The organism is bacterium, from assembly GCA_035703895.1.
Taxonomy (GTDB): Bacteria; Sysuimicrobiota; Sysuimicrobiia; order Sysuimicrobiales; family Segetimicrobiaceae; genus Segetimicrobium.
On record DASSXJ010000044.1, the window covers coordinates 1 to 13,032 of the forward strand.

Here is a 13,032-nt window from a genome sequence, read left to right on the forward strand (position 1 = left end):
TCGGAGTACGTACGCGACCATGTACGGTTCACGACTCAGCCCATTGAGGAACCGTCCGATCCGCGGCATCTGCGGCGTGTACTGGAGTGGGTGGACGCGGGGCACCTGCTCATGTTCTCGACGGACTACCCGCACTGGGACTTTGACGACCCGACGCGTGTGGCCCGCCAACTCCCGGGTGAGATGCGCGAGCGCGTGCTGCGGGACAATGCCCTCGATCTGTACAACCTGCCGCCCGCTCGCCTGGCTGATGGGGAAGAGCAGGAGAGCCACGATCAATAGCATGGCACGAGCCGTTTTGGGCGTGTGAGGCCGGAGGACCGCCGTCTTGGGCCGTTACGTCGTCGGTCGAGTTGCCGATCTGCCGCCCGGCAGCCAACGTCTGGTGCGGGCCGGGCGTTGGGGCATCGGCGTCTTCAACGTCAACGGGAAGTACTACGCGTTCAACAACTATTGCCCGCACGCGGGCGGACCGCTCTGCCTCGGTGAAGTCACGGGGACGACGGAAACCGCCGGTCCCTACCAGGTCCTGTGGGTACGGCAGGGAGAGATCGTGAGCTGCCCATGGCATGCTTGGGAGTTTGACATCACCACCGGTCGCACCGTTACCGAACCCACCCGAACCGTCCGCACGTATCCGGTGCGTGTCGAGGACGACCTGGTCATTCTCGACACGGACGGCCTCCCCGGCTCGCCGGAACAGAACCAGCAGGCGGAAGGAGGATAGACCGGTTGGGCAGCGCCGCGCGGATCGTCGATTGTGCCGTCCACCCCTCGATGCGGCACCGAGACGAGATCCGGGAGTATATGCAGGAACCGTGGCGGAGCCGTCCCTTTCCCGGGCCCGAACGATACTTCTATCCCGCCCCGATGGGCGACTATTGTCCCGATGCGCACACCCCCGGTGGCCCGCCGGGGTCAGACCCGCAGGCGGTCGGCCGGCGGCTCTTCGACGAGATGGGCATCCAATACGCCGTGTTGATGCCCTTGACTCGAGGATTGCTGGCGGATGACGACCTCGCCACCGCGATCTGCGCGGCGACGAACGACTGGTTAGCCTCCACGTGGCTCGATAAGCAGCATACGCACGGCCGATTCTACGGCTCCATCCGGGTCAACGCCGGCGATCCCGAACAGGCGGTGCGGGAGATCGAACGGTGGGCCGGTCATCCCGCCATGGTCCAAGTCGTGGTGCCGATGCAGGCGCATCGGCCGTACGGGCAACGGGTCTATTTCCGGATATGGGAAGCCGCCGCGCGCCATGGGCTGCCGGTGGCCGTTCATGCCGACGGAGGGGCTGGCGTTGATTTCTGGCCGTCGGCGGCGGGGTACTACTCGGCTTTCATTGAATACCGGGCACTCCACCCCACCAATTTCGCCTATCATCTCGCCAGTCTTATCGCCGAGGGCGTCTTTGACCGGCTCGAGGATGTGGTGTTTGTCTTCGCAGACGGGGCGCACCACATGCTGGCCCCCCTCATTTGGCGGATGGACAAGGACTGGCGGCCGACGCGCCGCGAAACGCCCTGGACCAAACAGCTGCCTTCCACGTATCTGCGCGCGCACGTGCGATTCTGCGCCGATCCCTTCGAACTCCCACACGATCCGAAGGTGCTCGAGGACTGGCTGGACATCACCGACGCGCGAGACACGCTCCTGTTTGCGAGCAACTACCCGTCTTGGGACTCTTACGATCCCCGCGAGGCGTTCCCGGGGGTCGGACAGGAGCTGCGCGAGCGAATTCTGGCCGGGAACGCTCTTTCACTCTACAAATTCGGGTGAGCGATCGGTTACGTCCGAGCGGCCGCGGTCGCAAACTCCTCTCGTTGCACGATGCGTCCTCGAGTTGTGCAAATTGTATCGGTCCACGGACGCAAGTTCAACGTGCAGGTGAAGGTCGGCCAAACCGTGGCCGTGGTGCACCGCCGAGCCGGCGGCGGGGGAGGAACTCCCCGTGAGCGGCGCGAACGCCCGGGCCGATAGTGAAAACGTTTCCGGGGAATTGCTGATGGCCCTGCAGCTTGGCGTGACCACGTACGGGTATCTCTACCAACGGACCCTGGAGAGCGCGCTTCGAGCAATCGCGGCGGCGGGGTATACGCTCGTTGAGATTTCGACCATTTCTCCTCACGTCTACACGCCGGCCACGGGGGTATTGGAGCGCTGGGCGCTCCGGCGCATGCTGCAGTCTTTGAACCTTCGATGTGTGTCGATCAACGCCGCCGAGCAGAACTTGATCAGCCCGCACCCGGCTCTGCGGGAGGTTGCCCTCAAGGAGTACGAAGCGACGATTGAGTTGGCCGCGGACCTCGAGGTGAACATTGTTGTCGTGGGACCTGGGCGTCTCAATCCCCTGATCCCGATGCCCGAGAAGGATGCCATTGCGCTTCTCAAACGCCAGCTCGAGTGCTTGCTCCCGCGAGCCACCCAATTAGGCGTTCGGTTGGCGCTCGAGACATTCCCCTTCGGATTCATGCGGACCGGGGCCGAGGTGAAGACGGTTGTGGACAGTCTGGCCGATCATAGCCTCGGCATTGCCTACGATTGCGCCAACGTCTTGGCGCACGAGGATCCTGCCGAGGGCGTTCGTGCAATTGCCGACCGGCTCCTGATTGCGCACCTCAGCGATGCGTGGAAGGATCGGTTTGCCCACACCTCCGTGGGGCGCGGTGAGGTCGACTTCAAGTCTTATGGCGACGCGCTTCGTGAAACGGGCTTCACGGGGCCCACCATCTACGAGTTAGTCGACGGGGAGGATCCCGACTCACGCATCGCCGACGACGCCACACTGTTCCGCGCCTGGGGCTGGCAGATCGGATAGCGTCGCACGGGAAGCCGGGAGTCGCCTACCTCCCCAGCCATCCACCGTCGACGGCCAGCAGGTGGCCATGCACGTAGTTAGACGCCGTTGACGCCAGGAACACGACGGCCCCGCCGAGTTCCTCCGGGCGGCCCCACCTCCCGGCGGGAATCCGCGCAAGGATCGCCGAGTTTCGATTGGGATCTTCTTGCAGCGCACGGGTCATATCGGTGGTCATGTACCCAGGGGCGATCGCGTTGACGTTGATGCCATAGGGCACCCATTCGTTCGCCAGCGCTTTGGTGAGCTGCCCGACGGCGCCCTTGCTGGCGGCATAGGGGGTCACCAGGATCCCGCCCTGAAAGCTTGCCAGCGACGCGATGTTGATGATCTTGCCGCGGCGGCGCGCGAGCATATCGCGGGCCGCATCCTGGCAGAGGCGAAACAGGGCATGCAGATTCACTTGGATGACCCGGTGCCAGTCTTCCGGCGTTGTCTCGGCGGCCGGAGCGCGGGTGATCAAGCCGGCGTTGTTGACGAGGATATCGACGCGGCCCAGCGCGCCCACGGCGCGAGGAACGACCGTCTTCACATCCTCGGGATCTTCAAGATCGGCCGTCAATGAAACGCAGCGCCGCCCCACTCTTTCGAGGTCGGCCGCGAGATCCGAGGCGGGCCGGCGGCTGATCGCGACGACGTCGGCGCCGGCCGCTGCGAGGGCCAGAGCCATCGCGCGGCCAAGGCCTCGCCGCGCTCCGGTGACAAGCGCGACGCGATCTCTCAAATCGAACATTTCTGGGATGCTCACGGCATGACCGTCGGACAAGAGGGCGGGGGGACGCCCTCTTCCTCGCGGCGATCGATCGTCATGCCTCGGCCCTGGCTGGCGCGAACTCCTCTCGCTTCACGACACGGCCCTCGAGGATGGCGCGATCGGCCGCGAGGCAGAGCAACAGGTTTTCGAGCCCACGCTCCGCTTCGTCGACGGCCCAGGCGTGGTCGCGGGTTTCGATTTGGTCCGCAAACGCGTCATGGATGCAGTCAAACCCGAGGAGGTCTTGGTACGCCTTTGCCGGATTGACCGCGAAGTCGGTCCGATCCTGGGTGGGCCCGGAAAACATGACGAAGCGGCCGGCCTGCTCGGTGTCGCCGCGGATCTTCCCCCTGGTCCCCTGGATGCCCCACACGTTGTGCTCGGGTTGGCTGGTGAAGTAGGTAAAGTTCAAGCTGCCGCGGACGCCCGTGTTGTAGTCGATGATGGTCACCGCGTTGTCGGGGAAATCGACGTGCGTATTGGGCACATCCAGGCCGCCGAACGCCGCGACGCGCGTGAAGCGCGCTCCGGGCTGGAAGAACTCGAAGAGATCGAGCCAGTGGCAGCAGTCCGCGAGGAATGGCCCGCCGCTCAACTCGAGGCGATTGTGCGATGCCCGCAACGGCCGCCTTGCCATATTCCACCAGAGCTGCTTGATGGTGCCGAGGAACCCGGCCTCGATCAGCTTGCGCGCGTGGGTGAACACGGGCGCGTAGCGGTATTGGAACCCGAGGAGAAAGGCGTGCGGTGATGTCCGCACGGTGCGGAGGAGTTGCACGCCTTGCTCCGCATTGATGGCAAACGGCTTGGACGCGAAGCAGTGCTTTCCGGCCTCGAGTGCGCGGATGGCGAGGGGCGCATTGAGGCGAATCGGCACGGTGAGGATCACGGCGTCAACATCCGGCATGTCCAGGAGGGCTTGAAAATCCGTCGTCAGTTTCACTTGGGCGAGTTCGGGATGCGCCCGGGCGCGGGTGAGAAACGCATCCCGGTGGGCATGATACCACCCCGGCTCGTGGTCGAGGGCGGGCTCCCCGCGCAACCAGCCCAACTTCTTTTGGTCGAGATCGCAGACGGCGACGAGCTGAAACCGGGGACGGCCGAGCACTTCGACCATGTGCATCAAGCCTTGATTCAAGCCGACCACCGCAGTGCGGATCCTGTCCATGTGCCCCTCTATCCCGGATTTGATTGCGAAACGGCTGTCATCGCTGCGTGGTGTCAGCGTGCGCGGGGTTGAGCTGAGGGTTCCGCTGAAACCGCTCCCAGACGCTGCGCACGTACCTCATTTGGCGTTCGGCACTCACATACGGATCGCCGCCCAGATCGTAGGCTTGGAGAGCGAGGGGACCTTTGTAGCCACGCTCCCAGAGCAGCCCGAGCAGGCCGGCAATATCGATTTGGCCCTCATCGAGGAGCGCCGTGCGGTACGGTGCGGGCTTGGGGAAGCCGCTGTGCAGCGCGACGTAGCCAAGCCGGCTCATCACTGGGGAGGACAGGATCTCGGGAGGGTCGGCCACCGCCTCATGGAAGTACGCATGGAAGCTCGAGAGTCCGGGGGCGATGTTGCGGGGCTGGACCTGCGTCAGCAAACGTTCCTCAACGCCGGGGGTATCGATCAGGAAACCGGCGTGGTTGTAAAGGTAGCCAGGCATGCGCTTCGCCACGAGCATGCTGTCCACGGCTCGAATCACCTGGACTGCCTGCTGCCAGTGGGGGGCCGTCGCTTCCGCGGAGCCGCTTTCGTGGAAGAGTTTGGTGGGCGACCATGGGGCGACGGTCATGGTCACCACGAGAAAAGGAGTACGGCCGAGACTCGACAACCGCTCGATGCACTCGCCTATGCGCGCGAGCTCAATATCGATCTGCACCCCGGGCATTGCCCGGACGACGACATACATCCCGATCTGCTGCATCCCCGTGCGATCGAGCTCGTTCCGGATCTCCGACCACGTGCTGTCGTCCTTAGGATCCGCGTCGGTGAGCTCGTAGCCATCGTATTCGAGATCGGCCGCAATCGCGAAGCGTGTGGCGATGGGGTAGTGGCGCCGGTGACGAAAGAAATGGTTTTCGGTGAGGATCAGTGGGTTCGGTATCATCATGCGATAGGTCCCTATGTTGGAATTCGACTGCCGGTGGTGGTCCTCCTTGAGCACGTTTCGAACTCACCGGGTCGCCGGGTCTTGCGGCGGGGGAAGGAACTCTCGTCCACTTGAGCGAAGCCCACTGAAAACGCTTGCAGTCCGAATGTCACACGTCGCGATGGGGAGGCGCGTATGAGGTGGAAACGGCTTGTGAGTACTGAGCGCGTGTGGAGGGCGGGGCCGGCGTCGGTGGCGTTGATCATCGGGCTGGCGATGATCCTCGCGGGACCTTCATCATTTGCGGCCACCGAAGCGACGATCAGGTTTGTCAACTGGGAGTCGAGCGACCACAATGAGAAACCGTGGCTCGACGACATCGAAGCGCACTTCATGAAAGACAACCCCGGTATTCGGATCCAGGACGAGCCCGTCGACTTTTCGGGTCACCTTCACCAACTGGTGACGGAGTGCGCGGCCGGGAATTGCCCCGACGTCGCCGAAGGACAAGGGAACGATCTCGCGAGCCTCTCCAGCGCAAAGCTGCTGGAATCCCTCGACGCGTACGACAAATCCTTCTTCGACAGCCTCAACCCAGCGACCGTCAGCCGCGTCAAATTCAACGGCCACCTCTACGGGATGCCGTGGGGCTTCGACCCCCTCGGCTTCCTCTATAACAAGGAACTCATGAAAAAGATCGGCCTGCCCCCGAATCCTCCCAAGACGATTGCCGAGGCGATGCGGGCTATCGCTACCGCGAAACAATACGACCCCAACATCCTCGGCATCGGCATCGACACGACGCTGCGGGACTTCGGACTTGATGCGGAATGGCCCTACATGCACGCGTTCGGAGCCGAGCCGATCAAGAATGGGAAGCCCGCCGCCGATACCCCGCAGATGCGCGCCTACTTGGAGTGGGTCCGTACGCTCGTGAAGAACGGCTACACACAGCCGGGGAAGAAGATGGGACAATTCCGGATCTTCGCCGCCCAAGGGCGTCTGTTGTTCCTGGAGGACGGCCCCTACTTCAAGAGCGTCGTGCAGGGGATGAACAAAGAGCTGACAGACGAGAAATTGTATGCCACGTGGGGAGTCGCGCCCATTCCCGGCGGTCCCGCGAATGGGCCGTCGGCGGGGTCGTCCGATCATCAGACGGTGGTGTTCGCAAGCTCAAAGAACAAAGCGGCCGCGTTGAAATTCATGCGGTACCTGGTCTCGGATGAGTACGCCATCAGGAAATTCCTACTGCTCAATGGCGATCTCCCAGCCGTCCAGGGTATCGAACGCAAGATCGCGGAACTCAACAATCCAATTGCGCTCGGGTTCTTCAAGATCGCCAGCCTCGTGGTGGTCCCGCCTTACGGCCCGAAATACGAAGAAGCGTATCCACCCGTCATGTCGAATATTCAGCGCACGTACTCCACGACCGACTCGGCGGCGGATATCGCGCGCGCGATGCAAACGCAGTTGCTTCAAGTGTACGCCAAGTAAGGCTTGGACGAATCCGGCAGGTAGCGGCTTGAGCCTGTCGGCTGTGGAGACCCGCCGGGGCCCGGTGTCAAGGCGGAGGGGACTCAATCCGCTGGTCCCGCTGTTCTTGGCCCCGGCGTTCGTCATCATGGGTTACGTGGTCGCGTACCCGATGCTGCGGACGTTTTGGCTGTCGCTCTTGCACGTGGAACTCGTCGATCCCGATCACCAGGCGTTCGTCGGCCTCGGGAACTTTCTGGCGCTTGCGCACGACACGACGTTTTGGCAGTCACTCGCCAGAACATTGGTTTTCACGTCGATCTCGGTCGTGGTCAGTTTCATGTTCGGGTTGGGCTTTGCGTTGCTGGCCGACGGCTTGCCGGGACGCCTCGCTGCCGCCCGTGGCTTGCTGTTGGTCCCGTGGGTCACGCCGGCTGTGGTGGTCGGGTTCCTCTTTCTGTACATGTTTGACCAGGAGGTCGGTGTGGTGAACCTCCTGCTCTTGCATCTGCACGTGATCCCGCATCGGCTGGCGTGGTTGTCCGACGCGAACCTGGCATTGGCCGCGGTGATCATCGCCAACGTCTGGTCGCAAACGCCGTTCTTTGTCTTGATGTTCACCGCCGGACTGACCGCGATCCCGACCACGCAACGGGAAGCCATTCGGATCGACGGCGCGAGGGGCTGGGAGGAGTTCTGGCATTTGATCGTCCCGTATCTCCACCATATTATGGTGATCGCCTCGTTGATCGGGATCATCAATAATTTCAGCAGTTTCACGGTGATCTGGACCTTGACTCAGGGGGGTCCGGTCTACGCCACCACGACTCTAGCGGTCCAAATCTATCGGGTCGCTTTCCAACAATTCAAGTTTGGGTATGGGGCGGCGATGGGCGTCGTGTGGATGCTGGTGCTGCTTGCGCTTTCGGTCGTCTACATCCGCACGTTGCAACGCGAGGCACTCACGTAGATCGGGTCTGAGGCGCATCGATGACCGGCCGGAGGCGGTGGTCGATAGGGACGGCAGCGCGCATGATCTTCATGGCATTTGCGCTCATCTGGACGCTGTTCCCCGTTTACTGGATGGCGGTGACCGCGTTCAAGACGACCCTCGAGATCTTCAGCCTCCGCCTGCAGTTGTTGCCCGCTCACCCCACGCTGGAGAACTTTGCCGAGATGTGGACGGGGGTCGTGCCCGTCCGCACCTACTTCGCCAACTCTGTCGTGACATCCAGTTTGACATGCGGGCTCACGATCGTGGTCTCCGTGCTCGCCGCCTACGCGTTCTCCAGGATGAAATTCCGATACAAGGAACCGCTCCAGCTGAGCCTGCTCCTGGCTCAAATGTTCCCGTTCATCGTCCTGTTGATCCCCTTGTACCTCATCTTTCTGAAGTCGCATCTCCTGAACACGCACCTCGGGCTCGTCCTGGCGTTCGCCTCTACGGCGATCCCGGTGGGCGTGTGGTTCATGAAAGGCTTCATGGACTCGGTGCCACAGGAGCTCGACGATGCTGCTCGGATCGACGGGTGCACCGAGATCCGGTTGCTGCGTGATGTGTTGCTGCCGCTGATGCTCCCGGGCATCATTGCCGTCGGCGTATTTGCCTTCCTGGACGCGTGGAACAACCTCTTCTTCCCGTTGGCCCTAGTCACGAACCCAAACGGCAGAACGCTTCCGCCGGGGCTGCTGTTCGCGGTCGACAGCCGGTATCGAGAAGACTGGGGCGGCCTCATGGCCGCCTCGATTCTCGCGTCGCTCCCGCCGGTCCTCGGGTTTGTCGCCATCCAACGGTGGCTGATCAGCGGCCTGGGCGCCGGCGCCCTGAAGGGATGACGACGGCCATGCTCAGGGAATCGACCGGCTAGGCCCGAGCGCCCGCGGTCGCAAACTCCTCTCGGTGCACGATGCGGCCCTCGAGGATGGCCCGATCGGCGGCGAGGCAGAGCAGCAGGTTTTCGAAGCCGCGCTCCGCTTCGTCGACGGCCGCGGCGTGGTCGCGGGAGCGGATCTGGTCCGCAAATGCGTCATGGATGCAGTCGAACCCGAGGTGGCCGTGGAGGCCGTGGTACGCTTTCGCGACGTTGACCGTGTACTCGGTCCGATCCTGCGTGGGCCCTGAAAACATGATGAAGCGGCCGGCCTGCTCGGTGTCGCCCCGGATCTTGCCGTGGGTGCCCTGGATGCCCCACACGTTGTACTCGGGCTGGTTGGTGAAATAGGTGAAGTTGAGGCTGCCCCGGACGCCGGTGGTATAGTCGATAATGGTCACGGCGTTATCGGGGAAATCCACGTGCGTATCGGGCACGTCGAGGCCGCCGAACGCGGCGACACGCGTGAAGCGGGCCCCCGGCTGGAAAAACTCGAAGAGATCGAGCCAGTGGCAGCACTCCGCGAGGTACGGCCCGCCGCTCAACTCCAGCCGGTTGTGGGACGCGCGCAACGGAAGGCGCGTCATGTTCCACCAGAGCTGCTTGACGGTGCCGAGGAACCCGGCGTCGATCATCCTGCGCACCTGGGTGAACAAGGGCGAGTAGCGATATTGAAACCCATGGATGAACGCGTGGCGGGAATCGCGCACGGCTTGCAGCAGCTGTCCGCCCTGCTCCGCGTTGATGGCGAAGGGCTTCGAGGCGAAACAGTGCTTCCCGGCCCGCAAGGTGCGGATGGCGAGGGGGGCGTTGAGGCGGATGGGAACGGCGAGCACGACGGCGTCGACCTCGGGCATCGCCAGCAGCGCGTCGAAATCCGTGGCCAGTGTGGCCTTGGCCAGTTCGGGATACGCTCGGGCCCGTTCCAGCCACGCGGTCCGCTGCGCACGATACCATCCGGGCTCATTGTCGAACACCGGCGCTTCCCCGCGCATCCACGCCAACTTCGTCTGGTCGTGATCGCAGATCGCCACCAGCTGAAACCTCGGATTGGCGAGGATCTCGATCGCGTGAGTCAATCCATGGTTCAGGCCAACCACCGCGGTGCGAATTCGGTCCATGCGACTCCCTCCGCCGGGATGATTTCGAGACGGCCGCCGCCGCGATCTCCGTCAACGCCGATCCTTCCGGGGAATGAGCGGATCGGGACGGCGGCTGAGCTGCCGGCCCCCATCTGCCGCCAGGAGCGTCCCCGTGAGGTAGGCCGCGTCATCCGAGGCCAGAAACGTCACGACCCGGGCGATATCCGATGGCCGCCCCATGCGGCCGACCAGCGTCGCCGCGCTTTCGTCGAGGACGGACGGGACCACTTCCAGGTCGTCGCTTGCCGCGAGCTCGGGCGGGAGCACCGCCCGGACGGACTCGCTGTACACTGATCCCACGACGATTCCGTTCACCCGGATGCCCGTGCCGGCGAGCTCGACGGCAAGGACCCTCGTGAGCGCGTCGAGCCCGCCCTTGCTGACGCAGTAGGGGCCGTAGCCGGAGATGGGCAGCTGCGATTGAATCGCCAGCAGGTTGATGATCACCCCGCCGCCCTGCGGGATCATGGCGCGCGCCGCGGCCTGACTCACGAAGAACGTCCCGGTGAGATTCGTGCCGATCACCTCGTTCCATTCGTCCAGGCCCATGTCCAACACCGAGGTGAGCCGGCCGTGGCTGGCCGCGTTGTTCACGAGGATGTCGATGCGGCCAAGTAGTGAGAGGGCATCTTCAACCGCCCGCCGGGCCTCGGCAGGCTTCGAGAGATCGGCCGGCACGAATTCGGCCCGACGACCGTCCGCGCGCAGTCGCCTCGCCAGCGCGTCGCCGCGGTCGACATCTCGATCAACGATCGCCACCGCCGCGCCCAGGTCTGAGAGATGCGTCGCGATCGTCTTTCCGATCCCTCGGGAGGCCCCGGTCACCAGGGACACTCGGCCTTCGAAGGTCGCGCTCACCGCGTCAAGGCTCCGTCGGGTAGTGACGGCGGTGACGAAAGAAATGGTTTCCCGTGAGGATCAGCTTGTTCGGGAACGTCATCTCTGGACCCGCGTGTCAACGTCTTTGGCCTCCGCCAGGTAGATTCTATTAGCGTTCACGCTGAAGTTCAATCGCCGTACGGCGGACGGGAGGAACTCGCCGCCGGTCGCGCGAACGGGTGGAAAACGTTTGCGGCGAGCGGCTGAGGGCCATCGCGGCAGCCGGGTATACGCTCGTCGAGATCTCCACCACGCCTCCGCACATCTATACCCCGGCGACGGGGATGTTCAAGCGCAAGGCGCTCCGGCGCCTCCTCCAATCGCTCGGTCTTCGATGTGTCTCGGTGAATGCCGCGGAGATGAATCTGATCAGCCCGCGCCCGGCGTTGCGCGAGGTGGCCGTCAAGGAATACGAAGCCACGATCGAGCTGGCTAGTGACTGACGTTCACCGCGAGCCCCCAGCGCGTTTTGACCGCGCCGCCGGGGGGGAGCACGATCACACCGGTTCCCGTCCTGAACGCATCGGGCGGACATGTCATCGGCTCGACGGCGATGCTGCGCCGGCGTTCAGACGGATCGGGGAGTGCATCGCCGGTGAAGAGCATCACGTAAGCGTACCCCTCGTCGAGCCACAGCACCGTATCGTCGACGCGGACCCGCGCTCGCCCGTCGTCATCGCAAATGAGGCCCAGATAGCACGTGTCGAGCCGAACGTCGCCGATCGGCCGCGGCTGGCGGAAATCGTAGGGGGTACCCTGAACCGCTTCGACTTCACCCGTCGGCAGTCCCCGGGGATCGGTGATCAATCGGTGCGTCGCCGGTACGAGGAGGGTCGCGCGATCGAGAGACCCTCCGTCAACCGCGAGGTACGGGTGATGTCCCGCTCCATAGGGCAGCGCGCGTCCTCCATCATTCCTGGCCGCCGTCTCGACCACGAGTCCCCCGGCGGAGAGTTCGTACGAGACCTGCAGCGTCAAGGTAAATGGATAGCCGGGTTGGGGGAACACCGTGGTCCCGAAGACCACCCGCGAGGCGGTATGCTCGAGGGCGAGCCACGGGATCCAGCGGGTGAGACCATGGATCGCGGTGTTCTCGCCCGTGCGATTGATGGGGAGCTGGTGTTCTTCGTCTGCGAAGCGATAGCGACCATCCCCGATGCGGTTCGGCCACGGCAACAGGGGCATGCCCCGGCTTCCGTTTGCCGCGGCGTCTGCCGGATGCCCGTCGATAACCCGCCGCCCGCGAACAACGTACTCGCGCAGTCCTGCGCCGAGTTCGACGGCCACGGCTTCTTGGCGATCATACGCAATCGGATACTGCCGCCCTGTGGGAAACACCGTCAGCACCCGGGCGCCGCACGGGTCGATTGACCTAGCGCCCGGCGCACGGGATCTGCGCAGCGGGGCGGGCCGGGGGTCACATGTGCCGCCCGCCCGTGACCTCAATGACCGCGCCGGTGACGAAGCTCGCCATGTCGCTTGCGAGGAACAAGGCGACGGCCGCGACTTCCTCAGGCGTGCCGATCCTTCCCAGCGGAGTGTCGGCGGCGCCCTGGCGAAGCTTTTCCTCCCCCCGCTCCAGCGTCGGCGGCGTGGCGATCAATCCCGGCTGAATCGCGTTGGCGCGGACGGCGTAGCGCGCGTACTCACGCGCCGTCACCTTGGTGAGCGCCACCATGCCGGCCTTGGCGGAGGAGTAGTTGGCCTGTCCGATGTTTCCGATCTTGCCGGAGATGGACGATATGTTCACGATCGCGCCGCGGCCGGCGTCCCGCATGCGCGGGGCGATCGCACGCGTGCAGAGGAACGTCCCCTTGAGATGCACATCGATCACAGCGTCCCAGTCGGCCTCCGACATCTCGGGGATCGTCGCATCGCGCGTGACGCCGGCGTTGTTCACGAGGACGTCGATCCGGCCGAACGCCCCGACGGCGTGTTCCGCGGCCGCCTCCACATCCGCGAGGCTTGCGAC

15 protein-coding genes are annotated in these 13,032 nt (G+C 64.1%); 8 read left to right on the forward strand and 7 right to left on the reverse strand.

The features are described from left to right. The 4 genes from VFP86_03335 to VFP86_03350 form a co-directional block, all read left to right on the forward strand. A partial coding sequence (locus VFP86_03335) for an amidohydrolase family protein (GenBank protein HET8998658.1) occupies positions 1-282 on the forward strand: 282 nt, incomplete at its 5' end. A gap of 46 nt (positions 283-328) precedes the next feature. Then, positions 329-727 carry a Rieske (2Fe-2S) protein gene (locus VFP86_03340; protein HET8998659.1) on the forward strand — a complete coding sequence of 133 codons (399 nt, stop codon included), beginning with the start codon at positions 329-331 and terminating at the stop codon, positions 725-727. A gap of 5 nt (positions 728-732) precedes the next feature. Further along, positions 733-1,782, forward strand: coding sequence for an amidohydrolase family protein (locus tag VFP86_03345; GenBank protein ID HET8998660.1), 1,050 nt, complete (start codon positions 733-735; stop codon positions 1,780-1,782). A gap of 172 nt (positions 1,783-1,954) precedes the next feature. After that, on the forward strand, positions 1,955-2,821 hold the full coding sequence (locus VFP86_03350; GenBank protein ID HET8998661.1) for a sugar phosphate isomerase/epimerase: 867 nt from the start codon (positions 1,955-1,957) through the stop codon (positions 2,819-2,821). Positions 2,822-2,846: 25 nt separating this feature from the next. On the opposite strand, the gene VFP86_03355 is transcribed toward VFP86_03350, so the two are convergent. The 3 genes from VFP86_03355 to VFP86_03365 form a co-directional block, all read right to left on the reverse strand. Continuing rightward, on the reverse strand, positions 2,847-3,602 hold the full coding sequence (locus tag VFP86_03355; GenBank protein ID HET8998662.1) for a glucose 1-dehydrogenase: 756 nt from the start codon (positions 3,600-3,602) through the stop codon (positions 2,847-2,849). Positions 3,603-3,666: 64 nt separating this feature from the next. Next, positions 3,667-4,782, reverse strand: a complete 1,116-nt coding sequence (locus tag VFP86_03360) for a Gfo/Idh/MocA family oxidoreductase (protein ID HET8998663.1) — start codon at positions 4,780-4,782, stop codon at positions 3,667-3,669. Between the two features lie 37 nt (positions 4,783-4,819). Further along, positions 4,820-5,716 (reverse strand): TIM barrel protein, encoded by an 897-nt coding sequence (locus tag VFP86_03365; protein ID HET8998664.1) that lies wholly within the window; start codon positions 5,714-5,716, stop codon positions 4,820-4,822. A gap of 174 nt (positions 5,717-5,890) precedes the next feature. On the opposite strand from VFP86_03365, the gene VFP86_03370 reads away from it, so the two are divergent. The 3 genes from VFP86_03370 (at position 5,891) to VFP86_03380 (ending at position 9,004) form a co-directional block, all read left to right on the forward strand. After that, positions 5,891-7,189 (forward strand): sugar ABC transporter substrate-binding protein, encoded by a 1,299-nt coding sequence (locus tag VFP86_03370; GenBank protein HET8998665.1) that lies wholly within the window; start codon positions 5,891-5,893, stop codon positions 7,187-7,189. Between the two features lie 64 nt (positions 7,190-7,253). Further along, on the forward strand, positions 7,254-8,138 hold the full coding sequence (locus VFP86_03375) for a sugar ABC transporter permease (GenBank protein HET8998666.1): 885 nt from the start codon (positions 7,254-7,256) through the stop codon (positions 8,136-8,138). A gap of 20 nt (positions 8,139-8,158) precedes the next feature. Continuing rightward, positions 8,159-9,004: a carbohydrate ABC transporter permease gene (locus tag VFP86_03380; GenBank protein ID HET8998667.1), complete on the forward strand. Its 846-nt coding sequence runs from the start codon at positions 8,159-8,161 to the stop codon at positions 9,002-9,004. A gap of 28 nt (positions 9,005-9,032) precedes the next feature. On the opposite strand, the gene VFP86_03385 is transcribed toward VFP86_03380, so the two are convergent. Together VFP86_03385 and VFP86_03390 are read right to left on the reverse strand one after the other, a co-directional pair. Next, the gene (locus tag VFP86_03385; protein HET8998668.1) at positions 9,033-10,160 is read right to left on the reverse strand and encodes a Gfo/Idh/MocA family oxidoreductase; all 1,128 of its coding nucleotides are present in this window, start codon (positions 10,158-10,160) and stop codon (positions 9,033-9,035) included. Positions 10,161-10,211: 51 nt separating this feature from the next. Further along, the gene (locus VFP86_03390; GenBank protein ID HET8998669.1) at positions 10,212-11,039 is read right to left on the reverse strand and encodes an SDR family oxidoreductase; all 828 of its coding nucleotides are present in this window, start codon (positions 11,037-11,039) and stop codon (positions 10,212-10,214) included. A gap of 200 nt (positions 11,040-11,239) precedes the next feature. On the opposite strand from VFP86_03390, the gene VFP86_03395 reads away from it, so the two are divergent. Beyond that, a complete protein-coding gene (locus VFP86_03395; protein HET8998670.1) occupies positions 11,240-11,503 on the forward strand; it encodes a TIM barrel protein in 264 nt (87 codons plus the stop codon). On the opposite strand, the gene VFP86_03400 is transcribed toward VFP86_03395, so the two are convergent. Beyond that, complete coding sequence (locus tag VFP86_03400) at positions 11,493-12,407, reverse strand: aldose 1-epimerase family protein (protein HET8998671.1); 915 nt, start codon at positions 12,405-12,407, stop codon at positions 11,493-11,495. The genes VFP86_03395 and VFP86_03400 overlap by 11 nt on opposite strands. Positions 12,408-12,477: 70 nt before the next feature. Continuing rightward, positions 12,478-13,032, reverse strand: a 555-nt coding sequence (locus VFP86_03405) for an SDR family oxidoreductase (protein HET8998672.1), incomplete at its 5' end; no start/stop codon positions are given.

Excerpts from the sequence above, each read along its gene's own strand:
- VFP86_03380 (HET8998667.1), top strand. The coding sequence starts at position 8,159 with ATGACCGGCCGGAGGCGGTGGTCGATAGGGACGGCAGCGCGCATGATC.
- VFP86_03385 (HET8998668.1), bottom strand. The coding sequence starts at position 10,160 with ATGGACCGAATTCGCACCGCGGTGGTTGGCCTGAACCATGGATTGACT.
- VFP86_03365 (HET8998664.1), bottom strand. The coding sequence starts at position 5,716 with ATGATGATACCGAACCCACTGATCCTCACCGAAAACCATTTCTTTCGT.
- VFP86_03360 (HET8998663.1), bottom strand. The coding sequence starts at position 4,782 with ATGGACAGGATCCGCACTGCGGTGGTCGGCTTGAATCAAGGCTTGATG.
- VFP86_03370 (HET8998665.1), top strand. The coding sequence starts at position 5,891 with ATGAGGTGGAAACGGCTTGTGAGTACTGAGCGCGTGTGGAGGGCGGGG.